Annotated in this window: 25 protein-coding genes; 15 read left to right on the top strand and 10 right to left on the bottom strand. The window is 54.6% G+C overall.

Annotated features, from left to right (window positions below; all coding sequences use genetic code 11):
- The 3 genes from DI14_RS02230 to DI14_RS02220 form a co-directional block, all read left to right on the top strand.
- On the top strand, positions 1 to 374 hold a 374-nt coding region (locus tag DI14_RS02230), incomplete at its 5' end, for a UDP-N-acetylglucosamine 2-epimerase (RefSeq protein ID WP_034804653.1).
- 58 nt (positions 375 to 432) lie between these two features.
- Complete coding sequence (locus tag DI14_RS02225; protein ID WP_034804651.1) at positions 433 to 1,863, top strand: MBOAT family protein; 1,431 nt, start codon at positions 433 to 435, stop codon at positions 1,861 to 1,863.
- Positions 1,864 to 1,995: 132 nt separating this feature from the next.
- The gene (locus DI14_RS02220) at positions 1,996 to 3,003 is read left to right on the top strand and encodes a hypothetical protein (RefSeq protein WP_152545854.1); all 1,008 of its coding nucleotides are present in this window, start codon (positions 1,996 to 1,998) and stop codon (positions 3,001 to 3,003) included.
- Positions 3,004 to 3,079: 76 nt separating this feature from the next.
- Here the strand turns inward: DI14_RS02220 and DI14_RS02215 are convergent, their stop codons facing one another.
- Positions 3,080 to 4,339 carry a DHHW family protein gene (locus DI14_RS02215; protein WP_034804646.1) on the bottom strand — a complete coding sequence of 420 codons (1,260 nt, stop codon included), beginning with the start codon at positions 4,337 to 4,339 and terminating at the stop codon, positions 3,080 to 3,082.
- A gap of 121 nt (positions 4,340 to 4,460) precedes the next feature.
- Between DI14_RS02215 and DI14_RS02210 the strand changes: the two genes are divergently transcribed.
- Positions 4,461 to 4,961 (top strand): YdcF family protein, encoded by a 501-nt coding sequence (locus DI14_RS02210; protein ID WP_034804643.1) that lies wholly within the window; start codon positions 4,461 to 4,463, stop codon positions 4,959 to 4,961.
- A 23-nt stretch (positions 4,962 to 4,984) separates the two neighbouring features.
- On the opposite strand, the gene DI14_RS02205 is transcribed toward DI14_RS02210, so the two are convergent.
- Positions 4,985 to 6,751, bottom strand: coding sequence for an acyltransferase family protein (locus tag DI14_RS02205; protein WP_034804640.1), 1,767 nt, complete (start codon positions 6,749 to 6,751; stop codon positions 4,985 to 4,987).
- A 289-nt stretch (positions 6,752 to 7,040) separates the two neighbouring features.
- Here DI14_RS02205 and DI14_RS02200 point away from each other — a divergent pair, with 289 nt between their 5' ends.
- The 8 genes from DI14_RS02200 to DI14_RS02165 all read left to right on the top strand — a co-directional run bounded on the left by DI14_RS02200 (position 7,041) and on the right by DI14_RS02165 (position 14,417).
- Positions 7,041 to 7,355, top strand: a complete 315-nt coding sequence (locus DI14_RS02200) for a PTS lactose/cellobiose transporter subunit IIA (RefSeq protein WP_034804637.1) — start codon at positions 7,041 to 7,043, stop codon at positions 7,353 to 7,355.
- Positions 7,356 to 7,412: 57 nt separating this feature from the next.
- A complete protein-coding gene (locus DI14_RS02195; RefSeq protein ID WP_034804635.1) occupies positions 7,413 to 9,089 on the top strand; it encodes a PTS transporter subunit EIIC in 1,677 nt (558 codons plus the stop codon).
- Between the two features lie 66 nt (positions 9,090 to 9,155).
- Positions 9,156 to 10,580, top strand: coding sequence for a 6-phospho-beta-galactosidase (gene lacG / locus DI14_RS02190; protein ID WP_034804632.1), 1,425 nt, complete (start codon positions 9,156 to 9,158; stop codon positions 10,578 to 10,580).
- 112 nt (positions 10,581 to 10,692) lie between these two features.
- Entirely contained in the window at positions 10,693 to 11,475 is a 783-nt protein-coding gene (locus DI14_RS02185; RefSeq protein WP_034804630.1) for a DeoR/GlpR family DNA-binding transcription regulator, read from the top strand.
- A gap of 170 nt (positions 11,476 to 11,645) precedes the next feature.
- Positions 11,646 to 12,065 (top strand): RpiB/LacA/LacB family sugar-phosphate isomerase, encoded by a 420-nt coding sequence (locus tag DI14_RS02180; protein ID WP_034804628.1) that lies wholly within the window; start codon positions 11,646 to 11,648, stop codon positions 12,063 to 12,065.
- Positions 12,066 to 12,078: 13 nt separating this feature from the next.
- Positions 12,079 to 12,600: a galactose-6-phosphate isomerase subunit LacB gene (lacB, locus tag DI14_RS02175; RefSeq protein WP_034804626.1), complete on the top strand. Its 522-nt coding sequence runs from the start codon at positions 12,079 to 12,081 to the stop codon at positions 12,598 to 12,600.
- Between the two features lie 19 nt (positions 12,601 to 12,619).
- Positions 12,620 to 13,489, top strand: a complete 870-nt coding sequence (locus DI14_RS02170) for a tagatose bisphosphate family class II aldolase (protein WP_034804624.1) — start codon at positions 12,620 to 12,622, stop codon at positions 13,487 to 13,489.
- 10 nt (positions 13,490 to 13,499) lie between these two features.
- Positions 13,500 to 14,417 (top strand): 1-phosphofructokinase family hexose kinase, encoded by a 918-nt coding sequence (locus tag DI14_RS02165; protein WP_034804622.1) that lies wholly within the window; start codon positions 13,500 to 13,502, stop codon positions 14,415 to 14,417.
- 41 nt (positions 14,418 to 14,458) lie between these two features.
- Here DI14_RS02165 and chrA read toward each other — a convergent pair whose 3' ends face one another.
- Positions 14,459 to 15,643 (bottom strand): chromate efflux transporter, encoded by a 1,185-nt coding sequence (gene chrA, locus DI14_RS02160; RefSeq protein WP_034804620.1) that lies wholly within the window; start codon positions 15,641 to 15,643, stop codon positions 14,459 to 14,461.
- A gap of 6 nt (positions 15,644 to 15,649) precedes the next feature.
- Complete coding sequence (locus tag DI14_RS02155; protein ID WP_034804618.1) at positions 15,650 to 15,958, bottom strand: PadR family transcriptional regulator; 309 nt, start codon at positions 15,956 to 15,958, stop codon at positions 15,650 to 15,652.
- Between the two features lie 205 nt (positions 15,959 to 16,163).
- On the opposite strand from DI14_RS02155, the gene DI14_RS14955 reads away from it, so the two are divergent.
- Positions 16,164 to 18,848 (top strand): HD domain-containing phosphohydrolase, encoded by a 2,685-nt coding sequence (locus DI14_RS14955; protein ID WP_152545853.1) that lies wholly within the window; start codon positions 16,164 to 16,166, stop codon positions 18,846 to 18,848.
- A gap of 35 nt (positions 18,849 to 18,883) precedes the next feature.
- Here DI14_RS14955 and DI14_RS02140 read toward each other — a convergent pair whose 3' ends face one another.
- The 3 genes from DI14_RS02140 to DI14_RS02130 are packed head-to-tail and all read right to left on the bottom strand — an operon-like array spanning position 18,884 to position 22,051.
- Positions 18,884 to 19,987, bottom strand: coding sequence for an ABC transporter permease (locus DI14_RS02140; protein WP_034804612.1), 1,104 nt, complete (start codon positions 19,985 to 19,987; stop codon positions 18,884 to 18,886).
- Positions 19,974 to 21,113 carry an ABC transporter permease gene (locus DI14_RS02135; RefSeq protein WP_235193369.1) on the bottom strand — a complete coding sequence of 380 codons (1,140 nt, stop codon included), beginning with the start codon at positions 21,111 to 21,113 and terminating at the stop codon, positions 19,974 to 19,976. Before DI14_RS02135 ends, DI14_RS02140 begins: the two co-directional genes overlap by 14 nt.
- Before the next feature lie 5 nt (positions 21,114 to 21,118).
- Positions 21,119 to 22,051 carry an ABC transporter ATP-binding protein gene (locus DI14_RS02130; RefSeq protein ID WP_034804606.1) on the bottom strand — a complete coding sequence of 311 codons (933 nt, stop codon included), beginning with the start codon at positions 22,049 to 22,051 and terminating at the stop codon, positions 21,119 to 21,121.
- Between the two features lie 136 nt (positions 22,052 to 22,187).
- On the opposite strand from DI14_RS02130, the gene DI14_RS02125 reads away from it, so the two are divergent.
- Positions 22,188 to 22,586, top strand: a complete 399-nt coding sequence (locus tag DI14_RS02125; protein ID WP_034804603.1) for a hypothetical protein — start codon at positions 22,188 to 22,190, stop codon at positions 22,584 to 22,586.
- 56 nt (positions 22,587 to 22,642) lie between these two features.
- Positions 22,643 to 22,843: a CsbD family protein gene (locus DI14_RS02120; RefSeq protein WP_034804601.1), complete on the top strand. Its 201-nt coding sequence runs from the start codon at positions 22,643 to 22,645 to the stop codon at positions 22,841 to 22,843.
- Positions 22,844 to 22,871: 28 nt separating this feature from the next.
- Here the strand turns inward: DI14_RS02120 and DI14_RS02115 are convergent, their stop codons facing one another.
- The 3 genes from DI14_RS02115 to DI14_RS02105 all read right to left on the bottom strand — a co-directional run bounded on the left by DI14_RS02115 (position 22,872) and on the right by DI14_RS02105 (position 26,868).
- Positions 22,872 to 23,798 (bottom strand): CAP domain-containing protein, encoded by a 927-nt coding sequence (locus DI14_RS02115; protein WP_034804600.1) that lies wholly within the window; start codon positions 23,796 to 23,798, stop codon positions 22,872 to 22,874.
- A 111-nt stretch (positions 23,799 to 23,909) separates the two neighbouring features.
- A complete protein-coding gene (locus DI14_RS02110) occupies positions 23,910 to 25,088 on the bottom strand; it encodes an exo-beta-N-acetylmuramidase NamZ domain-containing protein (protein WP_235193370.1) in 1,179 nt (392 codons plus the stop codon).
- Between the two features lie 223 nt (positions 25,089 to 25,311).
- A complete protein-coding gene (locus DI14_RS02105; RefSeq protein ID WP_034804596.1) occupies positions 25,312 to 26,868 on the bottom strand; it encodes a C39 family peptidase in 1,557 nt (518 codons plus the stop codon).
- Between the last annotated feature and the right edge of the window lie 17 nt (positions 26,869 to 26,885).

The raw sequence follows: 26,885 nt of genomic DNA, 5'->3' as shown, positions 1-26,885 counted from the left end.
GGGAACTTGCCGGTGAAATTTTGAACGACCTCGACCGCGTCCACTTGATTGAGCCGCTCGACGTGTTCGATTTCCACAACTATGCGTCACGCTCACACCTCATCTTGACGGATTCGGGTGGCGTGCAAGAAGAAGCCCCATCGCTCGGCGTACCGGTCCTTGTCCTTCGTGACACGACGGAACGTCCGGAAGGTGTGGCGGCTGGCACGCTCAAGCTCGCCGGTGTCGAGGAAGAAGTCATCTTCGGCCTCGCCGATGAGCTGTTGTCAGACGCTTCGGCGCACCAATCGATGGCGAAAGCGTCTAACCCATACGGGGACGGGGAGGCGTCACGCCGCATCGTCGACGCAATCGTCGAACGCTTCACGCGTTGATGGCTTTAGACTGTCCCTCGGGGCAGTCTTTTTATTTTTTTAAGAGAGGAGGAACATCATGCTCTTCAGTTCGACGATTTTTTTGTTTTGCTTTTTACCGATTGTCTTAATTCTTTATTATGTCTCGCCGCGCTTCTTGAAGAACACGGTGCTGCTCGTCGCGAGTCTCCTGTTCTACGCGTGGGGCGAACCGATTTACACGGCTGTCATGCTCGCCTCGATTGTCATGAACTATGCGTTTGGCTTGCTCGTCGACAAAAACTGTGACAATAAGAAGAAGGCGAAGTGGCTCGTCGCCGGCATGGTCGCCGGGAACGTGTTGCTCTTGTCCGTCTTCAAGTACACGAGCTTCATCATCGAGAACGTCAACGCCATCACCGGGCTCGAGCTGACCGACCCAAAAATCCCGCTTCCGATTGGGGTGTCGTTCTTCACGTTCCAAGCGATGAGTTACGTCATCGACGTGTACCGGAAAGACGGGAAAGTGCAGCGCAACCCGCTCGACCTCGCGCTCTACATCTCGCTCTTCCCGCAGTTGGTCGCCGGGCCAATCGTCCGCTATCAGACGGTCGCCGATGAGATTAACGACCGGAAAGAGACGATGGACGACTTCGCGAGCGGGATTCAGCGGTTCGTCATCGGGCTCGCGAAGAAAATGCTCCTCGCGAACAACGCCGGCTACGTCGCCGATCAAATCTTCTCGCAAAACGCGGGGGAGATGTCGATGGGACTCGCCTGGATTGGGATTATCGCGTACTCGCTTCAAATCTACTTTGATTTCTCTGGGTACTCCGACATGGCCATCGGGCTAGGCCGGATGTTTGGTTTCCACTTCCTCGAGAACTTCAACTATCCGTACATCTCGAAATCGGTGTCCGAGTTCTGGCGGCGCTGGCACATCTCGCTCGGTAGCTGGTTCCGTGACTACGTCTATATCCCGCTCGGCGGGAACCGTGGCAGTGCGTGGAAGCTGTACCGAAACCTCGCCATCGTCTGGATTTTGACGGGCGTGTGGCACGGGGCGAGCTGGACGTTCATCGCCTGGGGGGCGTATTACGGGCTCTTCATCATGCTCGAGCGCGCATTCCTCGGGGCGTGGCTCAAAGCGCTCCCGGCACCGCTCGCGCATGCGTTCACGCTGTTCGTCGTCATTATCGGCTGGGTATTTTTCCGGGCGGACGACTTCCCGTACGCGCTCTCGTATTTGTCGGCCATGTTCAACTTGAACGGCGCGCCGATATGGGACAACGAGGCGATGTTCTACTTCGTGCAGTACGGGGTTATCTTGGCCATCGCGATGATTGCGGCGACGCCGCTCCCGAAACTGTTCGGTGAGAAGGTGCTCCGCCTCGAGCAAGACAGCAAGAAGCTATGGGTCAATTATATGGCCGGCTTCATGCGGCTCGGCTTCATGGCGACGATCTTCATCTTTGCAGTGTCGTACATCGTCGCGAGCAGCTTCAACCCGTTCATCTATTTCCGGTTCTAATCGATAGGAACGCAGCGTATGTGATATACGTTGCGTTTTTTTGTTCTCCTAAGATTTCCAAATAAAACTTCCAATTTAAGATATATTTATATAGTTTTAATGGTATGATTTCAAAAGAAAGGAAGTGAGTTTTTGAAAAACCTGCATAAACTACTAGTTGTCTTAATCAGTGTTCTTTATTTATCAGGATGTGATGCATCATCCTCAGCAAGGCCGACCGTTGAAAGAGAAGATGTTCATATAGGCGATTTGAGCGTAGCTTACAATGAAGAGATTGAAGGACTGCTCGTTTTTTTCGCGAGTAACCTGGAAGAAGGTCTGGATGTGAAAGCGACGTTGTATGACTCGAGCGACGTCCCGATTACCACAAGGGATCTCGAGCTCGAATACTTTGACGATAAAGACGTGCGGATTCGTATGCCGCTTACGGAAGATGAGTTAGTACAATTGAGAGAGCCTGACGTGTATTTAGAAGTGACGGTCGAGGTGAATCATATCGGTTCCCCGAGTAAGAATCCACAGTTTTTATCGGCCGTTGGGGGAGGGACGAAGATGTCGGTCATGAGTCAATACGCTGACGTTGAGCATGTCGTCATTGTGGAAGGTTCTACGAGTGATGAATTCGAGTACGCGATGAAAGTGACTACAGAACCCGTTTCGATTCGAGAGTATGAGTTGTTGCAACAGGCTCAGAACGAAGTAGGTGCAGAAACGGTTGTCGAGGAAGAAGTGCTCGTCGACGACGAACCGGTACGTTACTCCGACGCCTTCGAAGCATACACTACCAACTATTATCATCACTTTGGCAATTATGAGGATCTGTTGGGTAGCAACTTTGAGATTTTAGCAATGGACGGTTTCGGCAATCAAAGTATTGTAGACGATTTAATTAGATCGACACAAGAGTTCGATGAGTTTTTAGACGTTTATGAGAATCGAGCGCAACCGCTCAATGAGGTGGATTTGACGCTGTATCATCATACGTTAGTGATGATCGATCAGCAGAGGGCGGTTAACCGAAATGTCATACTCGGACTGACGGAATATGACGAGTACTATTTGCTTGAGGCGGCAAATGCGCTTTCCCCTGTCGTTGATTTGTACTTAGAAGGTGAAGACCTTATTTCGCGGCCGCTCTAATTTAATAGAGGCGTCGCTAACTAAAACAAGGGTAATGGATCCGACCTATGTCGTGACCATTACCCTTGTTTACTCCTCAATCATTCAATTTCTCATGATAGAGCGGGATGAACTCGCCGAGGTTGACGTTGTGGATGAACAAGACGACGTCGATGTCGTTCTGCTTCACATACGTCTCAATCGACGACTCGTCAAAGTGACGGATGTCGATGACCGACAGATGACCGAAATGTTCCGGCAACAGCGTCAGCATCGGATTCGCGTACGAGTCTTTTAAGATGAGCGTGCGCATATCGTTTTTCGGTGTCTGTTGGTCCATCGTGATGATTGGCCAGTTGCGGTGGAGGAAGAGCGAGTACATCTCGGTGTACGTCTCTTCTGCCTGAAGCGGTTTCTTGTTAATCAATTTCCCGCCGCACGTCTCCGAGCGGTTGTAGCAGATGTCGTTCGGTGTGTAGCCGGCCTTCGGTTCGAGCCATTCGAACGCATCGCCGTCTTTCACGTACTGTAGCGTCGTGCTACGGGCGTATGAGCCGTAATATGGACGTTCATGCGTCTTCGTCCTGAGCTCGCCTTGCTTCAGCGGTTCGCCGACTTCTGGATGATCGGCGGCAATTTGTTTCACTGTCTGCGCATAGGCGAGATAGGCGCCGTGAATGTTCCAATGATAGTCGGTCTTATAAAAGACGTCGCTCAACCGGTCCGCCGCGTTCAGCGGCTTCCGGTAATCCATGACCGTCATCCCGTCGACGCTCGACAAGCCGTCACGGACGTCTTTGAAGATCTTCGGGGCGTCGTTGCCCATATAGTCGGGCATATTCGGTCCGACATCGACCATCGAGGCCTTGTTCGGGGCGAGCCCGAAGTAGACGTCGACGCCCGATTCGTTCATTGAGCTTGTAAATGTCGAGAGGTCGTCGAGCAACAGTAGCGGGTCGACTTGCTCTTTCATCGGGGACTCCATCGTCCCGTCGGCCGAGACGTAAATCCCGTTTTTCACCGTTTGTCGGAACACGTCCTTCGACAGAAACGCATGCAGGCTGATCCAACTGTCTCGGTTGACGACGTGGTCAGTCACGTATGACTCGACGCTCTTCATATAGGCGCCTGACATGACGTTCTCGACGGTCAGTTCGACCGGTGGGCCGGCAAGTTTTCGGTTCTCCATGTCGGACACTTCGCGCTTTTCTGAGGTGAGCGTCAAATAGGCGCCACCAATCAAGAAGGTGAAGAAACCGAGTATCATGGTCGCGTGAAGGGCGAGTTTCGTCCATTTATGTCGATTCGCGCGCCGATGCCGAATCCGGTCATCGGGCGCTCGGTTCAAGTTTTGCATTCAGGATGCTCCTTCGATTCAAATTAATCTGATACTCATTCTACCATATATTTGCTGTCGCTTCTGTAACAAAAACGTATCAGTCGAATGATATAATCCCTACGAAGGGCAGGTGCATGGAATGAGACGACAAGCAGACGGGACGTATCGCTACGTCCTTATCCTCGGGGCGAAAGTGAACGGGATAAAGCCGTCTAAGGCGCTCCGGAATCGAATCGACATGGCCGCCGCCTATGCGAAACGTCACCCGCACGTCGAGCTGATCGCGACGGGCGGGCAAGGGCCGGACGAAGGGATGGCCGAGGCACGCGTCATCGAGCGCGAGCTCATCGCTCTCGGGATTGAACGGGCCCGCATCCACGTCGAGGACGCCTCGACGTCGACGTATGAGAACTTTTACTTCAGCCGCGCGATTTGGGACGGGGAACCGGGCGTGACCGTCGTCACGAACGATTTTCACGTCCGCCGGGCCCGTCTCGTCGGACGACTCTACTTCGGCCTCCAGACGGACGGGCTCTATGCTAAGACACCGGCTTCGGTCAAACCGAAGTACATCATCCGCGAACAGCTGGCCTACGTCAAGCTGTTCCTCAACTATTTGCGCTGGAAGTGGCGCCCATGAAAAATGACCTAGCGCCGGCTAGGTCATTTCTTGTTCGTGCAGCCAATCTCTTCTTCGAGCAGTCGGCCGAACGCCTCGGCCCCGTCAATCGTCAAATGGACGCCGTCCGCCTCGAAGTAGTCTTTCTTGCCGGCGGACGCCTCGTGCCAATCGATGAGCGTGACGTTGTCGTGCAACTCGCTCGCACGTTGGAGTGTTCTGTTCACATCTTGCTCCCACGGTCGCGGCACACGTGTGTTAATCAAGTAGACGCGGTCCGCGTGTTCGAACTGCCCGATTAACGTATCGAGCTGCTCCATCTTGAAGGCGCCGTTCGTCCCGAGGTGGAGGAAGACGACGTGGCCCGGTGCGTCATACGTTTGATACGTCGCGGCGACGTCTTGGGCGTCACGGACTTGGCGGCCGAGCTCGGCATCGATCTCCATGTTCGGGAAGGTGCTCCCGAGATACTCGTTCAAGCCGAGGAGGACCGAGTCCCCGATGGCGAGCGCCGGTGGACACGTGTCAATCGGACGCTCCGTTTCTGGTTCCGTCGCTTCTTCAGGCTTTTCAGGTGCCGGATTCGGTTTGACGATCGGAATCGCTTCGGTCCGCTCGTTCGCCCCGCTGAAGGCGAGGATCGACAAGTTGCCGACGAGGACGAGCGAGAGGGCGGTCGCAACACTCACGGTGGCGATGCGGCCTGGCGACAGGACGGGACGAAGGGATTGTATTGCCCCTTTGAAGCCGTGACGGCGCACCGGCGTCTCGATGAACCGGTACGACAACTCGGCGATCGCGAGCGTCAAGGCGACTTGTCCGAACGCGCGGGTCGGTTCGAACGTGCCGATCTGTTCAATCGGGGTCGTCAAGATGATGACCGGATAGTGCCACAAATAAATGCCGTAAGTCCGAGTCCCGATTGTGCGAAGCCACTCGCTACCGAACAACCGGGCCCAAACAGTTGACGGGTGCGCCGTCGCGGCAATCAAGACGGCCGACGCCAACGCGACAAGCAAGAATCCGCCGTAGTAGAGGAACGTGCCGTACGCGCTCGCCCGCGTCATGATGACAAAGAGGGTGAAGAGCGCCACGCCGCCGCCGATGTTCAAAATACGGAGCCCGATGTCCGGCATGTCTCGTTTGAACGTGTCCGGTTGCCAACCGAAGGCGAGGACGGCACCGATTAAGAGGGCGAACAGGCGTGTGTCCGTCCCGTAATAGACGCGGCTCGGGTCGGTGCCCGGCGTGAAGTTCACGGCCATCCATACGGCGGAGGCGACGAGCATGACCGAGACGACTTGGAGCAGGCGTCGCTTCGACTTCAAGCCGAAGAGGAGCAGGAGCGGCCAGATGAGATAAAACTGCTCCTCAATCGAGAGCGACCATAGATTTTGGAGCGGGGACGGCTTGCCGAAGCTCTCGAAGTACGACACGTCATGAAAGACGTACCACCAGTTGTTCACGTAGACGAGCGCAGCGAGCGTGTCTTGCCGCACCGTATTCAACAAGTCTGGTTCAAATAGCCAGACGACCGTCATGACGACGGAAAGCATGAAGACGAGCGCCGGCAACAGCCGCCGGAACCGGGCGATATAGAACCGTTTCAAATCAAGTCGGCCGGCGTTCGCCCATTCGCGAATCAAGATGCCGGTGATTAAATAGCCGGACAGGACGAAGAACACGTCGACCCCGAGGAAGCCTCCGGTTATGTATGGTGTGTTTACATGAAATAAGATGACGGCCAGAACGGCGAACGTGCGCAGTCCATCGAGGCCGGGCATATAGTTTGAGTGGCGCAACGGTTGCATGCTCCCACTTCCTTTCGTACGTTTCCCTATTATATAAAAGAATCCTATACGTCAGTATAACGAGACGCGAGCTAGGAAAAGTTTCAAACGATTAACAAAATTGAGGTGGAATCGTTCGAAAATTGGGAGGGAGACTACAGGGATAAACCAATAGAACATTTATAAACAAAAAAGATAAAAATAAATAATAAAATGAGCTGTAAACGTTTACAAAGTTTCTTTTTGATGCTACTATGTGGATGTGGATATGACATATCGAAAAAAACAAACAACAAAGGGGATGTTTATTATGACGAAAGATGAATCAGCACTCGTAGGACTTGAGATTGTGGCACATGCAGGCGATGCGCGCTCTCACTTGATGCGGGCGCTTGAAGCAGCAAAGAACGGGAACTATGCTGAAGCTGAATCTCTCATCAAACAAGCGGATGAAGCCATCTCGCATGCCCATGCGACACAGACGAGCATGATTCAAGCCGAGGCGCGGGGCGAAGGGGCAGAATTCGGTTTCATCATGGTGCATGGACAGGATCACTTGATGACGACGATGCTGCTCCGAGACATGATGCAACATATGATCGAATTGTATCGACGCACGAACTGATCAATGAAAGGGCAGCAATGCCCTTTTCCATTACTTATCATCGTTAGGAGGAAAATCATGAACGGCTTAATCGCAAGAATCGAGAAAATGAAGCCGGTGTTTGAGAAAATTTCAAACAACCCGTATCTTCGCGCTATTCGAGATGGATTCATCAGTTTGATTCCAGTCATCTTGTTCTCAAGTATCTTCTTATTGATTGCATTCGTCCCGAACATTTTCGGTGTGTATTTAAGTGACCTATGGGTTGATCGTCTCATGAAAGCATACGGGTATTCGATGGGTCTCGTCGGTCTGTTGATGGCAGCGACCATCGCGAAGTCTTTGACCGAGACGTTTAACGGACAGCTACCGAAGACGCGGCAAATCAACTCGACGTCGACGATGGTCGTGTCCATCATCGGTTTTGCCTTGATTGGTATCGACCAAATCGAAGGCGGGCTGTCGAACGCCTTCACCGGAACGAGAGGATTGCTCACGGCGTTCGTTGTCGCATTCATCGTTCCAAACATTTATAAGTTTTGTGTCAAACGCAATATTACTATAAAAATGCCAAAAGAAGTACCGGGCAACATTGCCCAGACGTTCGCGGATTTGATTCCACTCGCTTCATCGATCATTTTCTTCTGGGTGTTCGATATGGTGTTCCGAAGCTTCACTTCGGAAGGGTTCAGTGCTTGGATCATCGACGTCTTCCAACCGATTTTCTCGGCGGCCGATGGTTATCCAGGTCTTGCATTGATCTTTGGTGCGATGGCATTCTTCTGGTTTGTCGGGATTCACGGTCCTTCAATCGTCGAGCCGGCTGTGTCGGCCATCTACATTACGAACGTTGAAGAGAACCTTCAGCTGTTCCAAGCCGGTGAGCATGCGACGAACGTATTATCACAAGGATCGCAATACTTTATCGCGACGTTAGGCGGTACTGGGGCCACGCTCGTCATCACGCTCATGATGGCGTTCATGGCGAAGTCGAAACAGCTCAAGTCGGTCGGTCGGGCGTCGAGTGTCCCGGTCATGTTCGGGATTAACGAACCGATTTTGTTCGGTGCACCAATCGTGTTGAACCCTGTGTTCTTTATTCCGTTCATCACGGCACCAATCGTGAACGTCTGGTTGTTGAAAGCGTTCATTGATATCGGAGGGATGAATGGGTTCATCTACAACTTACCGTGGACGACACCTGCTCCAATCGGACTGATTCTCGGAACAGGATTCGCGCCGCTCGCCTTCGTACTCGCGCCGACGCTCATCATCATCGACCTGCTCATCTACTACCCGTTCTTCAAAGTATATGATAAGCAGCTCGTTGAGAAAGAACGCCTTGCGTTACTCGAAGAAGAAGCGAATCCGGCTCAAGACGCCGAAGTCGCGACAAGTGCGACAGAAGCTGTCGTCGCACTGAAATCAGTTGATTCGAACACGTCCTATAATGTCCTCGTCCTGTGCGCAAATGGGGCGACGAGTGGCATGCTCGCCAACGCCATCGCCAAAGGGGCGAAAGACGAAGGAATTCAGTTAGAGTCGACGGCCATGGCCTACGGTCAGCACAAGGCTATGATTTCAGAGTTTGATTTGATTATTCTCGCGCCACAGATGGCGTCCATGCTAGGTGAACTTGAAAAAGATTCTGATTCGAGTGCGACGAAAGCCGTCTCGACCTCAGGAGCAGAATATGTCTCGCTTTGCCGAGACCCGAAAGGTGCGCTCGCATTCGCGATGAAACACATGAACTGATGGACAAGGGCTGCCGCAAGACAGCCCTTTGTCGATTCAAAATCTTTCTAATGAGGTGACTTGACGATGAGACAATTTCCGGAACAATTTATTTTTGGAGCAGCAACAGCAGCCTATCAAGCAGAAGGGGCAGTAGGTGAAGGGGGACGTGGTCCTTGTTATTGGGATGAGTTCCTTCATCGGCCGGAGAGTCGATTCAACGGGGACGTGGCGAGTGACTTCTATCATCAATATCCAGTCGATTTGAAACTGTCGAACGAGTACGGGCTGAACGGCATCCGGATCTCGATCGCCTGGAGTCGGGTCATTCCGGACGGGAAAGGTGAAGTGAGTGAAGAGGGTCTCGCGTTTTATGACCGCTTGATTGACGAGTGTATCGCGCAGGGGATCGAACCGTTCGTGACGCTTCACCATTTCGATACGCCGCTCCCGCTCTTCAAAGATGGGGATTGGTTGAACCGTGACAACATCGATCACTTCGTCCGCTTCGCGGAAGTTTGTTTTGACCGCTTTGGTGATCGTGTGAAGAAATGGGTCTCCATCAACGAACCGTGGTCGGTCGTCGCTGGGCAATACATTATCGGACATTTCCCGCCGAACATCAAATACGACGTGGCGAAGGCGATTCAGGCCATGCATCATATGATGATTGCCCATGCCCGTGTCGTCGAAGCGTATAAAGAACGCAACTTGAATGGCGAGGTTGGCATCATCCATATCCTCGAATCGAAGTATCCAATCACGGATCGCCCAGAAGACGTCGAGGCGGCCCGCGTCGAGGATACGCTCGCGAATGCGTTTATGCTCGATGCCTGCTTCAAAGGGCGCTACAGTGAAGAGACGCTTCGCGTCATCAATCATTTGATGGCGTTACAAGGTGAATCGTTGCGCGTTGAACCGGACGATGAAGCGCTACTTGAGCGTGCGAGCCGATTGAACGACTTCCTCGGTGTGAACTATTATGCGAGCCATTTCATCGCGCATCATGACGGGGAGAGCGGGATTCACCACAACGGGACTGGCGAGAAAGGGACGAGCGTCTTCGGCTTGAAAGGGATTGGCAAACGCGTCACGAATCCGGACGTCCCGACGACTGACTGGGACTGGCCCATCTACCCGAAAGGATTGACGGACATGTTGACGCGAGTCCATCGTGAGTATCCAAACTATAAGACGGCCTACGTCACGGAGAACGGAATGGGCTACAAGGACGACTTCCAAGACGGTTTCATCGACGATACGCCGCGAATCGACTATATCGCGCAGCATTTGGACGCTATTCTCGATGCGATCGAGGCGGGCGTCGACGTCCAGGGGTATTTCCTCTGGTCGCTCATGGACGTCCTGTCTTGGACAAACGGCTTCAACAAACGTTACGGTCTGTTTTACGTTGATTTCGAGACGCAAGAACGATATGCGAAAAAAAGTGCACGTTGGATGCGTGAAGTGGCGAACCGGCGCCAAGTGCTCCAACCCGAAGACGTCAAATGAACAACAAGTCGGTTCTTTTTGAACCGGCTTTTGTTTGTTTATGTTCTAAAATGATAGGCAAGGAGTGGGGGAGTTGAGTATACTAATAGATAAAAGGAGGGGGACTGGAAAAATGCTAAAAGAACAACGTTGGGAGCGCATCATGGAACTTGTCGAGACGAGGGGGGTCGTCAAGACGACGGAAGTGACCGAATTGCTTGGGGTCACCCCGATGACGGCGCGACGCGATTTACAGATGCTTGAAGAGTTGGGGAAGCTAGAACGGATTCACGGGGGCGCGAAGTCGCTCAATATGGAGCGCCCGTTGTCATACGAAGAATTATCTCACCTTGAGAAAAAACAAATCCGTTCAGACGAGAAGCGGAGTATCGCTCGCAAGGCGGCGGAGTTGATTCATGAAAACGCAACGGTCTATATCGGTCCAGGGACAACGAACGAGTTGATTTATGACTATATCGACGTCAACGCCCGGATTTTCACGAATTCGTATCAGGTGTTCGAGCGATTTAAGAATGACAATCGATTCGAGCTGATGTTGATTGGGGGAAGGTATCGAGAGCGTACAGGGGCGTTCGTCGGTAGCTTCACGAACGACATCATGTCCCGAATCAACGTCTCCATCGCCTTTGTCGGGACGAACGGCGTGAACAATGAGCGCATCACGACAGCGAATGAAGAAGAAGGGGCATGTCAGAAAATTATTTTAGATAACGCTCAAATGAAATATATTTTATGTGACTCGAGTAAGGTCGGTCGAGTCGATTTGTTCGACTTCTATCGACTCGATCGTGTGGAGGGACTTATTACAGACCACAACATCAGTGAGACGACGCTCCATCACTATTCTGCTTACACGGAGATCATTGTTGGTTCGAACGAACACGTAAATGTTTGAAAAACAATCATATTTAGGCTATCCATTCATTAAAAGATGAATGGATAGCCTTTTTTTTGATAAAAAACAAACAAAAAATGTTCTAAAATGATTGATTTAGTTTCGTTATATGGTAGTATAAAAGTGTAAACAACGAACAAAAAAGAACAAAAGAGAAAGAGGGTTATCGTATGAAAATTGCGCTTACGTCAGATTGTGCTAGCGAATCGCGAAAACAGATGGTAGTAAGATGGGTCGAAGAACTCGGACATGAAATCGTCGATTACTCGGGAGAGGATACGGTCTCAGCTGTGACACGAGCTGCTGAAGCGGTGAAAAACGGTGAAGCGGATCGCGGTATTTTACTCGACGAGTTTGGATCTCTATCGTATATGGTCGCAGCAAAACAATCGGGTATCGTTTGTGCGCAAGTATCTGACGAGCATTCCGCGAAGATGACACGAGACCATAACAACTCAACAATCATCGCTATGGGGAGCGCGATCATCGGGGATCGACTTGCTCAAGAAATTGTAAGCGCCTTCTTGGAGGCGGAGTACTCGGGTGGTCGTCATCAAATCCGCGTCGATATGCTGAACAAAATGGCCTAAGGAGGAACGGAACATGAAAATTGCAATCGGTTGTGACCACATCGTGACGGATATTAAAGACGAGATGATTAAAGTGTTAGAAGAAAAAGGCCACGAGGTGCTTGACTGCGGCACGTATGATTTTGAACGGACGCACTATCCGATTTACGGACGTCGCGTCGCGGAAAAAGTGGTGACCGGAGAGGCCGACCGTGGCGTCGTCATCTGTGGGACGGGCGTCGGAATCACGACGTCAGCCAATAAGGTCAAAGGAGTCCGGGCCCCGCTCGTGCGTGACATCACGACAGCGAAGATGGCGCGTGAACAACTCGACGCGAATGTGATTGGCATCGGCGGTCGAATCACCGGACTTGGCCTCATGGAAAATATCATCGATGTGTTCCTCGAAACGGCCTATATCGAGACGGAAGAGTCGAAGCGAACGATCGCAGCCATTGACGCACTTGCAAATGAGAGCCGAGGGCTTGACGGCGATGAAATCTTTGATGAGTTCTTGGAGAAATGGGAAGCAGGCTGTTACGTAGATAGTAAATAATTCGATGAGGTGACTGAACATGGAAATGATTAAAACAGGTGTAGTCAATACGAAAGAGATGTTACTCGATGCGCAACAAAACGGTTATGCGGTACCTGCCTTCAACATTCATAACTTGGAAACCGCGCAAGTTGTCGTCGATACGGCCGCTGAACTGCGTTCGCCTGTCATTCTAGCGGCGACGCCGGGCACGTTCACGTATGCGGGACGTGACTACATCCAAGCAATCGCAGACACGGCGGCTCGCCGCTACGAGATTCCAATCGCCTTGCACCTTGACCATCACGAGACGGTCGAAGACATCAAAAACTCGCTCGATCTCGGTACGAAGTCGGTCATGATTGATGCCTCTCATCACGCATTCGATGAGAACATTGAAACGGTCCGCCAAGTCGTCGAACTGGCTCGTGAGTACGGGGCGACGGTCGAAGCTGAACTTGGGCGCCTCGGCGGGCAGGAAGATGATCTCGTCGTCGATGAAGCGGACTCGTTTTATACCGACCCGAACGCCGCTGCGGAGTTCGTGGAACGCACTGGCATCGATTCGCTCGCTGTAGCAATCGGGACGGCACATGGTCTGTATAAAGCAGAACCGAAACTTGATTTGGAACGACTATCCCAAATCCGCGAAGTTGTCGATATCCCGCTCGTCTTGCATGGGGCTTCGGGTGTGCCGTTCGACACGGTCCGAGAATGTATCCGTCGAGGCTGTTGCAAGGTGAACATTGCAACCGAGCTGAAAATGCCGTTTGCCTCGACACTTCGCAGCGTGTTGACAGAGAATCCAGAAGAGAGCGACCCGCGCAAGTACTTCGGACCAGCAAAGGCTGCGATGAAGACCGTCGTCGAAGAAAAAATTCGCATGTGTATGAGCGACGGGCGCTACTGAGGATGAACCGATGATTTTAACGGTCACCTTGAATCCTGCGATTGATGTCCGGTATGACATGGGCAACTTCCAACTCGATAAGACGAATCGGGTCGACTCGATTCATAAAACTGCCGGCGGCAAAGGATTGAACGTCACGCGCGTCGTCCATCAGCTCGGAGAACCGGTCCTCGCGACCGGCCTTCTCGGGGGCAAGGCAGGCGAATGGATCGAATCGGAACTCGACGCGGCGCGCATCCGTCATGATTTTTATCAAGTGGCGGGTGAGACACGATCGTGTCATGCGTTCCTACATGAAGGGCATCAGACAGAAGTGTTAGAAGCTGGACCGACGGTGAGCGAGTTAGAGTGGCATGGGTTTCTCGAGCACTTCGTCACGTTGCTGGAGGAAGCCACGCTCGTCGTCGCTTCAGGAAGTCTACCAAAAGGCGTGCCGACTTCGGCGTATCGTCAGTTGAACGAACTCGTGGGACGTCTCGGAAAGCGGATGATTCTTGATACGAGCGGTATCGCATTACGCGAAGGGGTCATGTCGAAACCGTTCTTAATCAAACCGAACGAAACAGAACTCGCGGCCCTTGAACCGAGTAAATCGACCGAAGTAGCACTCGATTTGCTCGCCGATACGATTCCTTGGATTGTTCATTCGATGGGCAAAGACGGGGCGATCGGATTGGTCGAAGGGGAACGTTATGTGGTCACGGTCCCTCCCATTAAGGCGATCAATCCTGTCGGCTCAGGTGACGCGATGGTCGCAGGGATTGCCGTGGGGCTGTTGAGACAATATCCGATTGAACAGACGCTCGCGCTTGGGAGTGCGACGGGGACATTGAACGCTCTCGAACCGGGGACGGGAACGATTTCGGTGCAGGCGTTACCTGATTTGCTCGAGAAAATCAAAGTCAACCAACTGTTCAGCCCATCATAAGAAAAACAGCGACAATCGTGAGCGATTGTCGCTGTTTTCTGTTACAGCATCCCGATGATTGTCCCGCCGATGACACCCGCGATGACGAGCGCCCACGGCGGCAGTTTCCAATAGGCGATCATGACGAACAAGAAGGCAGCAAAGACGAAATCGACGACACCGTTCACTGTGCTCGTGAAGATCGGCTGATAGAACGCCGCAATCAAAATCCCGACGACGGCCGCGTTTACCCCGATGAGAGCACCGCCGACTTTCGGATTCTGGCGTAGCGCGTTCCAAAACGGGAGCGCTCCGAGAATCAACAGGAACGCCGGCAAGAAGATGGCGAACGTCGCGAGCAACCCGCCCGGCACCCCGTTGATGACAGTCCCGAGGTATGATGCGAACGTGAACAGCGGTCCCGGTACGGCCTGGGCCGCCCCGTAACCGGCAAGGAACGCCTCTTCGCTCAAGAAGCCGGCCGGGACGAGCTCACGCTCAAGGAGCGGCAAGACAACGTGTCCGCCGCCGAAGACGAGCGCCCCGGCCCGGTAAAAGCTATCAAACATCGCGAGTGATTGATTCTCGATCGTCTCGCGCAAAATCGGCAAGATGACGAGAAGTGCCCCAAACAGTCCGAGGAGCGCCGCCCCGAGTCGTTTCGAGAGCGGGAACGTCGCCGATTTGACGTCCAAGTTTTGCGGCTTGAATAGCAAGAACCCGGCCAAGGCGGCGAGGACGATGACGAGCACTTGGCTATACGCCGTCTGGACGAGCAAGGTGCCGGCGAGGGCGAAGAAGGCGATCGTCCGCGTCTTCGCGTCCGGTGTGAGCTTCCCGGCCATGCCGAGGATGGCGTGGGCGACGATGGCGACGGCGACGACTTTTAAGCCGTAGAGCCAGCCGGCGTCCGACACGTCGAGCCCGGAGACGAACAGGGCGAATACGATGAGTGCGATGACCGACGGGGCGGTGAAGCCGATGAACGACGTGATCCCGCCGAGAATCCCACCTCGGACGATGCCGATCCCGATCCCGACCTGAGAGCTTGCCGGTCCGGGTAAGAACTGACAGAGGGCGACGAGGTCGGCGTACGCCTTCTCATCAATCCATTTGCGGCGTCTGACGTATTCCTCGTGGAAGTAACCGAGGTGGGCGATCGGTCCCCCGAACGACGTCAAGCCGAGCCGGGTCGAGACGAATAAAATCTCAAGTAACGTTTTGAGCGTTACGCGTTGTTTCTCCATGTGGTGTCACTCCTTTATCTCTTTAAACAGTTCATACGCTTTTTGGCGGGCTTCCGCCAAGACGACACGTCCTTTGTCGGTCGTCGTGTAGTTCTTCCGGATGTGGCCGTCGACGTTCTCGTTCGTCCGGATGAGCAAGCCGTCCTTCTCCATCCCGTGCAAAATCGGGTAGAGCGTACCGGCACTGATCGCATAACCGTGTTCACGGAGCTCTTCGACCATCCAGGCACCGTAAACCGGATGTTCAGCGGCATGGTGCAAAATGTGGATATGGATGAAACCGAGGAAGAGCTTCCGGAGGATGCGGCCTTCCATCATCATCAACTCCTTAAAATCGAAATTCGATATCGATTACCGACATCAGTCTAACAAGAATGATGCAGACGTTCAACCGTTGAGGTGCAGCTTTACACAAACTTTACATGTACATATTCAGTTGAATGCATTCGGAAAATATAGGGAATTCATCGAAAATGAGGTAAACTGAAAAGTAGAAACTGACCCAGTAGGAGGGAATGACGTGACAGCACGCGACCATACTCAATACCAATCCTTGTTGCGCCATATGCCCCAGGGCTACGTCGAGTTCAAAGTCGTCTACGACGCGAACGGTGAGCCCGTCGACTATGAGTTCTTCGAAGTGAACCGAGCGTTCGAGAACATCATGAAAGCAAAGCGAGACCAGTTCATCGGCGGCCGCATCACGGACGTGTTGAAAGACTTCGAATACAGCGAACGGGAATGGATCGCGCAAGTGGCCAAGGCGGTCAGCAGCGGCGAGGCCATCACGTTCGAACACTTCTCGCGTCGCAACAAGGCGTGGTATGAGCTATCCGTCTTCAGCGAGCGACCGGGCTACGTGACGACGATCTTTCATGACGTGACGCCGCACGTCCAGGAGAATAACGCCTTGAAGCAACTCGTCAACGTGTCGCATCGGTTCGTGTCGACCGGACGCGAACTGTTGATCAATCAACATTTCCTTGATCAAATCCGGTCGTTCACCGGGGCGAAAGCGGTGGCGCTCAACTTGATTGAAGAGGACGGCGAGACGTACTCGACCGTCGCACTGAGCGGTCTGAACGAGACGATTGAACGAAGTTTGGACATTTTAGGGTTCCATCCCGTTGGCAAGAAGTGGGGGGTCTATCCGGAACGGGTTCGCCTGATGAAGCAGGACAATCCCATCATATTCAATCACGTCGAAGAGTTGATCGAGAATAGACTCTCGAAGCGATTAATCAAAAACTTGACCCGCATCTTTGACCTCGGGCAAATCGTCTTGTTTAAAATCGAAAAAGACGGCGTGCTCTACGGCGACTTGACGATCGTCATGCAAGGGACAGACGAGCCGGACCGGCTTGGTCTCGTCGAATTATACATCCATCACATCCTCGAACAGATGATGAAGTCGGACCAACAGACGGGTAAAGCGAAAGACTCGATGTTCGAAGGGTTCGCCACCGTCGACCTCGAGTGCATCATGTCGCTCCAGAAACGGGACATTTTACATTTGAACAAACCGTGGGAGCGGGTGCTCGGTTTTCCACTCGAAGAACTCGAGAACATGGACTTCATCGGCCTCGTCCACCCGGATGACGTCGCGAAGACGGACCGTGCCTTCGCCGAGCTCGAGACGGCAAGGGAACTGTTCCGTTTCGTCAACCGTTACCGGACGATTGACGGGGACTATCGCTCCATTGAATGGCATTGTAAAGTCCAAGGTAGTTACATTTACGCCGTCGCCAAAGACGTGACCGAACGCGTCCAGCTCGAGGAGGAGCTCGCCGAGCGTGACCGTCTGCTGACGAAGCTGTCCGACCAAGTCCCAGGGGCGATCTATCAGTTCGAGCGCCGGCCGGACGGCTCGTTCTCGTTCCCGTTCTTTAGCCGCGGGTTCGAAGAGTTGACCGGTGTGCTCGCCGAGGACGTTCGGAAAGACGCGAGTATCGTCTTCTCGAAAATCCATCCGGACGATTACCCGCACGTCATGGCGAGCATCGAGGCGTCGTATCGCGACTTGACGATTTGGGACGCCGAGTTCCGCGTCTTCATGCCGGACGGGCATACGACGTGGATTCTCGGCTCGTCCCGCCCTGAGAAGCTCGCCGACGGGCACGTGCTCTGGCACGGCTATATCGGGGACGTCACGGAGAAGAAGAAGTATGAGATGGAGATCGAGTACTTGAGTTATCACGACCAACTGACGGGCGTGAAGAACCGCCGTTACTTCGATGAGGCGCTCCTCACGTATGACGAGGAAGCGTATTATCCGCTCGCGCTCATCGTCGTCGACGTGAACGGGTTGAAGTTGACGAACGATGCGTTCGGGCATCTCGTCGGGGACCGGCTCTTGATCGAGGCGACGAACATCTTGAAGCGGGAAGTACGGGGCAAGGACACCGTCGCCCGAATCGGCGGGGACGAGTTCGTCCTCATCTTGCCGAACACACCACCGAACGAGGCGCGACAACTCGCCGACCGATTGAGCCGACTGTTCCATGCCAAGTCAATCGAAGGGCTGCCAATCTCGGCGTCGTTCGGCGAAGCGGTGAAGCTTGATGCGTCGATGTCGATTATCGAGGTGTTCAATCTAGCGGAGGACCGGATGTACCATCATAAAGTATCCGAGAAGCAGAGCCGACGCCATCACTCGATTCAACTCATCATGCGGACGCTCTACGAGAAAATCCCGCGGGAAGAGGCGCATTCGCAACGGGTCGCTGAACTGTCCGGGAAACTCGGGACGGCGATGGGCTTTACGACCGCCGAAGTGAGCGAACTGAAGACGGCCGCCGTCTTGCACGATATCGGGAAAGTCGCGATCAGCAACGATATCCTCGACAAAACGGGGCCGCTCACCGATACCGAATGGCGCGAGATTAAACGCCATCCGGAAGTGAGCTACAACATCTTGAGCACGGTGCCGGAGTACGGCACGTTGTCCGAAATCGTGCTCGCCCACCACGAGCGCTGGGACGGGAAAGGCTATCCGAAAGGGATAAGCGAGTATGACATTCCGCTCGCCTCACGCATCATCTCGATTGCCGACACGTTCGACGTCATGGTGACGGGACGACCGTATCGTAAGGCGAAGACGGTCGAGGAGGCGCTCGCGGTCATTCGAGACGAGGCTGGCAAACAGTTCGACCCGATGCTCGTCGAGGTGTTCTTCGAGAAAGTCGTGCCGACGTTACAACGGTAAAGAGCGGGGCGCCCGAGTCGGGGCGTCCCGCTTTGTTATGTCGTCAGCGGCCGTCTCTTCAAGTAAAGCGCCGTCGCGAGAAAGAAGATGAGCGTCATCACGACGAGGACGGACAAGGACTGTGCCGGGAAACGGCCGGCGTACATGTCGATCACCCCGGCGTTGAACCAATACGTCGGAAGCAATCGCCCGACGACCGTCAACGAATCGGGCAGCCACGTCAAAGCGATGAAGGCGCCCCCGGTGATGGCGGCCGCCATCGTCACGGAGATTTGCCAAATGTTCGCCTTCTCCCGGTTCGACGCCGACACGGCGATGAGCGACCCGATGGCGAGACAGCTGCCTAAATACGTGAGAAAGAGCAGTGTGAGCACCGGCAGATGGGGGAGGATGTCATCCCGATAGAGCGCGGAGCTGAAGGCGAGCAACATGAGGACGTACAACGTGCCGACCGCGAAAAACGAGCCGGTGAGCGACGCGATATAGCTGCGCGGTGAAATCGGGGCGGCGAATAGACGGGCATAAATCGACTCGTCCCGGTCGTCGGCGACGAATAGCGGGATGAACTGGAGGAACGCCGACATCATGACGAACGACAGGAGTCCGAGAAACGCCTGCGTCCGTGCCGTCGTCTGGACGCTCTCGCGGAACGGCTCGCTCGTGAGCGTATAGCCCCCCGAGGGTTCTTCATCCATGAGCGTCCGGAACACCGTCAAGTCATAGTTGCTCGCCTCGAGCAGTTGTCGTTCCCGGGACAAGTGGGCGTTCAGTGCCTGTTCGACGAGGGCGGCGTCACTCCCTTCCGTCGCGCTGAAGGCGAGGCGAGGCGTCTCGGTTTGAAACATCGCTTCCGTGAACCGTTCCGGGATGACGAGGACGATATCCTGGCCTTCGAGGAACGTGTCTTCCTGCGCGGTCGAACGCAACAACGTCACGTCGCCGAACCGTTCGGCCTCTTCAATCAGGCGCTCGGCGAGGAGCCCGCCGTCGCGATCGAGGATGCCAATCGAGGCGTTGAGCGTCGACGTCGAGTTGAAAAACGACAAGACGAGGGCGAAACCGAACATCGAGACGAACGTGAACACCCATAACCCCTTCTTCCGCAGCATCCGTTTGGCGACGTGTCTAAACAGCACCATGGCGCTTCACCCCTTTCCAAAACAACAAGCTGAGTGCGGCGAAGACGAGCACGTGGAGCGTCAGCCAGCCGAGACTTTGCCAAAAGAGCGACGTGTCCCCGCCCCGCAACAAGACGGCGAGCAGGCCGTCGCGCATGAAGATCGGCATGAAGACGTAACGGGCCCACGGTGCGTATGCGAGCGTCACTTGATCGAAGCCCGGGACGTAACCGCCCGAAAGAATCATGATGATGGCGACGAAGCCGTTGACGATCGCGTCTTTCGTCGAGTAGGCGAGGCGCGGCAGGCTCGAGATGAAGAAGCCGAACGCCGTGCCATACGTGGCGAGGGCAACCCAACCGATGAGGAGCAGCTCGAGGCGCACGTGATCGAGCGAGAAGCTCCGATAGACGAAATGGCTGAACCAGAACACGAGCACGAGCTGGAGGAAGATGAGCCCATAGCGGCTCACGGTCCGGGCGAGCCGATAGTCGATTAGCCGGACGGGCGCGGCCTGAATCCGGAGGTAGCTGCCGCGCATCGGCCGCTCATCGTTTAGCATCGACGTGATATAGAATGCGCCGAACAAGGCCGTCATGATGGAGATGGTGACGGTGAAATATTCGAGCGACGTCGGGGTGCGGCCCGACAAGTCGACGCTCTCGCTGTCCGTGAAGGTGAACGGTTCGTACGGTGCGAATGCGCCCGCTTCGGCGAGCAAAATCTGTTGATTGGCGATATCCGTGTATTGCGTGAGCACCGCCTCTAAAACGTCGACCTCGACCGTCGTCGGCTCTTCATATAACAGCGTCACGTCCGGCCCGACGAGATGAAGGATGACATCGGCGTCCCCATCGTTCACGGCCGCCTCGGCACGGTCGACTGTATCGTAAGCCGTGAGCGTCAGAAATTCACGCATGTCGTCCGACGTGAGGAACGTCTCGAGCGGTTCCCGATACGCATCGGTCGATTCCTCGACGTAGGCGACGTCCGTCACCGGGAGTGAGAACTCGGTGCTGAAGATGGCCGACAACATCGTCCCGAGGCCGAAGATGAGGACGATTGGGAAGATGAGCATCCAAAACAAGGTGGACCGGTCACGCAGTTGCTGTTTGATGTCATATTTGATGAACGTCCATGTCTTCATGATGATCACTCCCGGAGCGTCTTGCCGGTCAAGGCGAGGAAGACGGTGTTCAACGACGGTCGGTCGACGGTGATGGCGGTGAAGCGAACCCGTTCGTCGTGGAGCACGTCAAGGAGCGGCGCGAGCGGGGTGTCTTTCTCGAGCGAGACGTCAAGGTACGGCTCCTCGTACTCGACGCGGCGCACCCGTTCGAGCGCCCCGAGCCGGTCAAGTAGGCCAGGGGTGAGCGCCTCGACTTTGATCCGTGCCGTCTCGAGCGTCATGACTTGGTCTTTCAACTCGTCTTGCGTCCCTTCGGCGATGATCCTGCCTTCGTCGACGATGGCGACCCGGTCACATAATAGCTCGACTTCCTCCATATAGTGAGACGTGTAGATAATCGTCGCCCCGCGGCGGTTGAGCTCACGGATATTCTCGAGAATCGTGTTCCGCGATTGCGGGTCGATGGCGACGGTCGGCTCGTCCATGAAGATGAGCTCGGGCTCGTGCACGATGCCACAGGCGATGTTGAGACGGCGAAGCAGTCCCCCGGACAGTTCCGGCGGACGTTTCTTTTGATGCGCGGTCAGTTCGACGAAGTCGAGGGCGGCGAGCGTCTTCTGCTTCGCCTCGTCGGGCTTGAAGCCATACAGCTCGGCGAAGAACTGGATGTTCTCGAACACGGTGAGCTGGTCATAGACGGACACGTGTTGCGGGACGATGCCGACGCGTCGTTTGATGGCGAGCTCGTCTTTTGGCATCGATTGACCGAAAATGCGGATTGTCCCGCTGTCGGCCGGATACAAGTTGAGCATGACAGAGATGGCGGTCGTCTTACCGGCACCGTTCGGTCCGAGCAGACCGAACAACGTGCCAGCTTCGACGTGGAGGGAGAAATCGTTCAAGGCGACGGTCTCCCCGAACCGTTTCGTCACATGGTCGAGCGCGATGATGGACACGGGAACGCAGCTCCTTTCTCGTGAAAACCTATACAAAGATTTGTTCCCGTTTGCAGGGATTTTCAACGCCTCGTCGAATGAAAAATAATAGCCGGAGTATTCAGACAACTATCGGAAGATGAAGTGAGGGATTCACATGAAAGGATGGCAATTCAACAAAGGAGAATCGGGAGAGAAGTTCCCTGACGAGATGGCATGGGCGCTGTTTTGCACGGTCGAGCCGAAACGGATGGATGCGACGCTCCCGTTTTATTATGATGAGTCGGTGTTCCGTTTCTCGAACGGGAGCGAGTCGTTTTATTTCAAAGTGTCGCCGAGTTATCACGAGTTCGAGGTGAACGTCAAAGACGAGCGCGGAGAGCTCCTTTATTACCAGCTGCTCCGTACCGTCGGCAAGGTCGAAGTGCTCGAGGACCGGCGCGACCATGGCGAGCTCTTGATCGTCATGAGCGAGGACCGGGACCGGACGGTGACGACGATCGAGCTGACGGTCCGCCCGCGTTTTCGCGTCCTCGTCAAAGAGCACTATGTTTGAGTTTTTCTCACAGTGGTACATGAATTAGACACGATACCACAAGGAGGACACCACACATGAGTAAAGACGGATTGAACAAAAAAGTTGATGGATTGATCGATAAGGCGGCAGGCAAAGCGAAAGAAGCGGCCGGCAAGGCGACGGACAACCGTTCGCTCGAGCGTGAAGGGAAGAAAGACCAGGTGAAGGGCACGGCAAAAGAAAAGACCGGCCAGGCGCAACAAGACCTGGACAGTCTGAAAAACGATCGTCGTTAAATGGACGGGCTCACGACGAGCCCGTTTTTCATTTGGTCAAAAACACTTGGACGTGAATCGTCTGCCCTTGCGCATTTTTGGCCGCACCTGTCCCGAGATGGGTGAAACGGGTGTTCAAGATGTTGGCGCGGTGGCCGCTCGAGTTCATCCATGCTCGGACGACTGTCGCCGGATCGCTTGATCCCATATAGATGTTCTCGCCCCAACCGCGATAGCTGACATTATAGGCGTCGAGCGTGTCACCCGGGCTCCCGTTCTCACGGAGCTGGTGGGAGAACTGACCGGTGCGCGCCATCTCGTCGGCCCGGACTTGGGCGACGCGGTTCGCTTCCGCCGAGGCACCGAGAACCAACAGACCAGCCGCCTGGCGTTCCTTGTTCGTCTCGCTCAAGACGGACACGGTCGCAGGTGCGGTGAACGTGACGTGTTTCGCCATCAAGTAGCCCGTTTGCGTCCCGACTTTCACTTTGTACCAACGGGTCGGACCGGTGTAGCGGTAGCTGATCGTCTCGAACTTCGTGCCTTGGCGAAGGAAGGCGAGGTTCGACGAGACGGTCGAGGCGCCCGACTTCAAGTAGACGCTCGATGGCGCGACGTAGGCCGTCTGTTTATAAGCGACCTCAGCTGTCGACAGCTTCACGTAGGCGGCAGGGACGTAGGCGAACCCGGCACCCCATTGAATCTTGTACCACGGCGTGCCGTTGACGTTGAACGACGTCCGCACCGTCATCGTGCCGTTCCGGGGGATCAGACCGAGCCGAGCGGCCGAGAGTGACGGGGTCTTGCGGACTGGCAGTTGGCTGATGCCGGTGACGCTCCCTTTCGTGTTGACGGCGGTTTCCGTATAAGCGGCCTCGACCGTTGTCGGTTCGAGCGGCAACGGGGACGTCGACGGGGTGAACGTGAGCGTCGCCGCGAGGGCGGCGGAGGTGAGGAGTGCGATTGGTTTTTTCAAGGGGATGGCTCCTTTTCGAGTAATCTACCTCCATAATATATTGAGAAGGGGAATGATGGGTATTACCATTTCATTACAAAACAGGCAGACTCAGATGAGCCTGCCTTCAAATCATTTATACAACAAATACTCTTTCCGAATCGGCAAGAACGTGTCACGCTCGGCATCGACTTTCGTCATGATCGCCTCGAGCGACTCGCCGGCGAGGATCATGTCCTTGACGTAGGCGTTCCCGGTCAGGCGGGTGATGAAGTCGTTCGCGAGGAACTCGAACTCATCCGGATACAAGTCGTGCGCCGTCTTCACCATGGCGATGCCGGTCTTGACCGCCTCGAACTTCGTCGGCTCGGTGACGTACACCTCGACGCCGTGCGACAGTTTGCCCGCGTTCTTCGAGAACGTCGGTGTGAACGAGGCGGCGCGGAACGTGACGCCAGGGAGTGCGAGGTCATTCAACGTCTGGGCATATTCATGCGCTTTGATGTACGGTGCGCCAATCAACTCGAACGGCTTCGTCGTGCCGCGGCCTTCCGATAGGTTCGTCCCTTCGAATAACCCGGTCGCGGGATAGACGTTGACCGTGTCCGTCGTCGGCATGTTCGGTGACGGCATGACGAACGGGAGCCCCGTGTCCTCATACAGCATCGAACGCTTCCAGCCTTTCATCTTGACGACTTCGAGGTCCGCTTGAATCTGATACTCTGTGTTGAACAAGCCGGCGAGCTCGCCGACGGTCATGCCGTGTTTGAGCGGAATCGGATAGAGACCGATGAAGCTCGAGTAGGCCGGGTCGAGCACAGGTCCGTCGACGCGGAGGCCGCCTTGCGGGTTCGGCCGGTCGAGGACGACGAACGGGATGTCGTTCTCGGCCGCTGCTTCCATCGCATACGCCATCGTGTAGATGTACGTGTAGTACCTTGTGCCGACGTCTTGGATGTCGAAGACGAGCACATCGATCTCCGCGAGCATCTCCGGTGTCGGTTTCCGCGTCGCCCCGTACAGGCTGTAGACGGGGAGGCCGGTCACTTCATCGATGTATGAGCTGACCGTGGCCCCAGCCTGGGCGTCACCGCGCACGCCGTGCTCTGGACCGTAGAGCGCCGTCAGTTCGAAGCTGTCCGTGTTGTGGAACAAGTCGACGATGCTCGTCATCGACGAGTCGACACCGGTCGGGTTCGTAATTAAGCCGACGCGTTTGCCGTCGAGTAGCGATGTGTCGGACATAAGCCGTTCGACCCCGAGCTCGACTTTTGGCTTCTTCGGCACCGAGTTAGCATCCGTCTCGAGCATGACGAGCGATGAGGTGATGAGCGTCAGGGCAGCGATGCCCCCAATCCATTTCTTCATAAAAATTCCTCCTTCAGAAAATGTAAGCGCTTCACTTATTTAGTTGAAGTGTAGCATTCTGTATTTTTAATTCAATATATTTTATTGAAAATAGGAAGTTTTATTTCTCAAAATGATTCAGAATACCTAAAAAGAGCCAGACGCGTATACGTCTGACTCGTAAGTGTTAGCGGACGGACAACGCCTTCCAGCCGGTCGCCCCCATGACGGCGCTCACTTGTGACTTCGGGATCACCAAGCGGCCGCGATACGGGTCGTTAATATAGAGGTTGTTCTTGTCATAGCCCGTCGCAAGCATGACGTGATAGTTCAAGAAGCCGGTGAACTTTTGGTTCGAGGCCGTGTACCAGTTGAAATAGCCATACGGCGTCTTAAAATCGACGCTCGCCCAGACGATGACCGGGTTCCCCATCGACAGCTCACGCTCAATCGAGGCGAGCCCTTGCCCAGACATGTCTTTCACGGGCCGATATTTGCTCGAGAAACCGATCATGCCTTTCGGATAGATACCATAGTTCCGATACTTGCCGAGCGTGCCTTTCGGGTCGCCGGTGAACATGACGTTCGGGTCGACCCAGCGGTACAATCGATTCTCGTAGCGGGCGTTCCACATGCTTTTCGGCATCTCGCGATAGAGCGTCTCGGCGCTGACGACCCGTCCTTTTTTCTCGAGCGCCATCTTGAGCGAGAAGAACTCACAGCCGGACGGATAGCCCATCTGGAACTGACGATAGAGCGGGACGTTCATCTTGTAAACTGACAAGGCAGGGGCATAGGCGCCGCGGCTGCCGAACGTGGCGTTGCCGACGCGCTTGTTTTTGTACATGACACCGGACGCATCGAAGAAGTACCAGTTGCCGTTAATCAATTGCCAATCCGTTTTCTTCGTGAGGGCGGGCGCGAAGTATTCGTATTGGGTCGTATACTTCCAACCGGTCTCACGGACGCCGGTCGAATGGAAGTGATACGTCACGCCGTCGAGCGTTTGCTTGCCACGTAACCGGTAACCGTACGTCGGATGCAGGCCGTACACTTTTCCGCCGATCGTCTGGAGACCGTGACGACGTATGCCGTCCGTCCCGAAGAAATAGACGTTCGTCCCGTGCGTCTGCCAACCTGTTGCCATCTTCCCGTTCGTAAGAAATAGATATTTCTGTCCGCTGACGGTGTACAAGCCGGTGCGGATGATGCCGTCAGCGAACAGATAATGGCGGTTTCCGTTAATCGTCTGCCACCCGGTCAAGAGGGCACCGTTCGGGGCGAAGTAATGCCGGTTGTTCGATACGGTCCAGAACCCCGTCAACATGACACCGGTCGAATGGAAGAAGTAGCGTTTGCCGGCGACGGTTTGCCAACCTTTTTGCATCACGCCGTCGACGCCGAACAAGTACGTCTTCCCATCGATCGGTTGAAAACCAGTTGCCATCTTCCCGTCCGGAAAGAGATAGTATCGTTTCCCATCAAGGGAGAGCCAACCGGTGGCGAGGGCGCCGTCCGGATTGAAATAGTATGTAGCCTGCTCAATCAATTGCCAGCCTGTCACCATGATCCCGTTCGCATCGAAGTAATACGTCTTCCCGTCAATCGTCTGCCACCCGGTCAAAAGCGTCCCGTCCGTCGCCGTGTACACCGTCCCGGCCGGTGTCGTCTCGAACCCGGCCTCGGCGTGAATCGGCAAGAGCATGGCGAAACTAAGCACCACCATCCACACATATCGCTTCATTCATGTCCCTCCATCAT

It is taken from the genome of Exiguobacterium sp. AB2 (genome assembly GCF_000696055.1).
GTDB classification, from domain to species: domain Bacteria; phylum Bacillota; class Bacilli; order Exiguobacteriales; family Exiguobacteriaceae; genus Exiguobacterium; species Exiguobacterium alkaliphilum.
The sequence above is the reverse complement of the archived record's forward strand: the minus strand, read 5'-3'. Positions and strand labels throughout refer to the sequence as shown.

What these genes read in the sequence shown, in the direction of transcription:
- DI14_RS02135 (WP_235193369.1), bottom strand. Translation starts at nt 21,113, where the DNA reads ATGAAGACATGGACGTTCATCAAATATGACATCAAACAGCAACTGCGT.
- DI14_RS02205 (WP_034804640.1), bottom strand. Translation starts at nt 6,751, where the DNA reads ATGCAACCGTTGCGCCACTCAAACTATATGCCCGGCCTCGATGGACTG.
- DI14_RS02140 (WP_034804612.1), bottom strand. Translation starts at nt 19,987, where the DNA reads ATGGTGCTGTTTAGACACGTCGCCAAACGGATGCTGCGGAAGAAGGGG.
- DI14_RS02105 (WP_034804596.1), bottom strand. Translation starts at nt 26,868, where the DNA reads ATGAAGCGATATGTGTGGATGGTGGTGCTTAGTTTCGCCATGCTCTTG.
- lacB (WP_034804626.1), top strand. Translation starts at nt 12,079, where the DNA reads ATGAAAATTGCAATCGGTTGTGACCACATCGTGACGGATATTAAAGAC.
- DI14_RS02170 (WP_034804624.1), top strand. Translation starts at nt 12,620, where the DNA reads ATGGAAATGATTAAAACAGGTGTAGTCAATACGAAAGAGATGTTACTC.
- DI14_RS02215 (WP_034804646.1), bottom strand. Translation starts at nt 4,339, where the DNA reads ATGCAAAACTTGAACCGAGCGCCCGATGACCGGATTCGGCATCGGCGC.
- DI14_RS02225 (WP_034804651.1), top strand. Translation starts at nt 433, where the DNA reads ATGCTCTTCAGTTCGACGATTTTTTTGTTTTGCTTTTTACCGATTGTC.
- DI14_RS02180 (WP_034804628.1), top strand. Translation starts at nt 11,646, where the DNA reads ATGAAAATTGCGCTTACGTCAGATTGTGCTAGCGAATCGCGAAAACAG.
- DI14_RS02210 (WP_034804643.1), top strand. Translation starts at nt 4,461, where the DNA reads ATGAGACGACAAGCAGACGGGACGTATCGCTACGTCCTTATCCTCGGG.
- lacG (WP_034804632.1), top strand. Translation starts at nt 9,156, where the DNA reads ATGAGACAATTTCCGGAACAATTTATTTTTGGAGCAGCAACAGCAGCC.
- chrA (WP_034804620.1), bottom strand. Translation starts at nt 15,643, where the DNA reads ATGGAGAAACAACGCGTAACGCTCAAAACGTTACTTGAGATTTTATTC.
- DI14_RS02195 (WP_034804635.1), top strand. Translation starts at nt 7,413, where the DNA reads ATGAACGGCTTAATCGCAAGAATCGAGAAAATGAAGCCGGTGTTTGAG.
- DI14_RS02125 (WP_034804603.1), top strand. Translation starts at nt 22,188, where the DNA reads ATGAAAGGATGGCAATTCAACAAAGGAGAATCGGGAGAGAAGTTCCCT.
- DI14_RS02155 (WP_034804618.1), bottom strand. Translation starts at nt 15,958, where the DNA reads ATGGAAGGCCGCATCCTCCGGAAGCTCTTCCTCGGTTTCATCCATATC.
- DI14_RS02165 (WP_034804622.1), top strand. Translation starts at nt 13,500, where the DNA reads ATGATTTTAACGGTCACCTTGAATCCTGCGATTGATGTCCGGTATGAC.
- DI14_RS02120 (WP_034804601.1), top strand. Translation starts at nt 22,643, where the DNA reads ATGAGTAAAGACGGATTGAACAAAAAAGTTGATGGATTGATCGATAAG.
- DI14_RS02185 (WP_034804630.1), top strand. Translation starts at nt 10,693, where the DNA reads ATGCTAAAAGAACAACGTTGGGAGCGCATCATGGAACTTGTCGAGACG.
- DI14_RS02110 (WP_235193370.1), bottom strand. Translation starts at nt 25,088, where the DNA reads ATGCTCGAGACGGATGCTAACTCGGTGCCGAAGAAGCCAAAAGTCGAG.
- DI14_RS02200 (WP_034804637.1), top strand. Translation starts at nt 7,041, where the DNA reads ATGACGAAAGATGAATCAGCACTCGTAGGACTTGAGATTGTGGCACAT.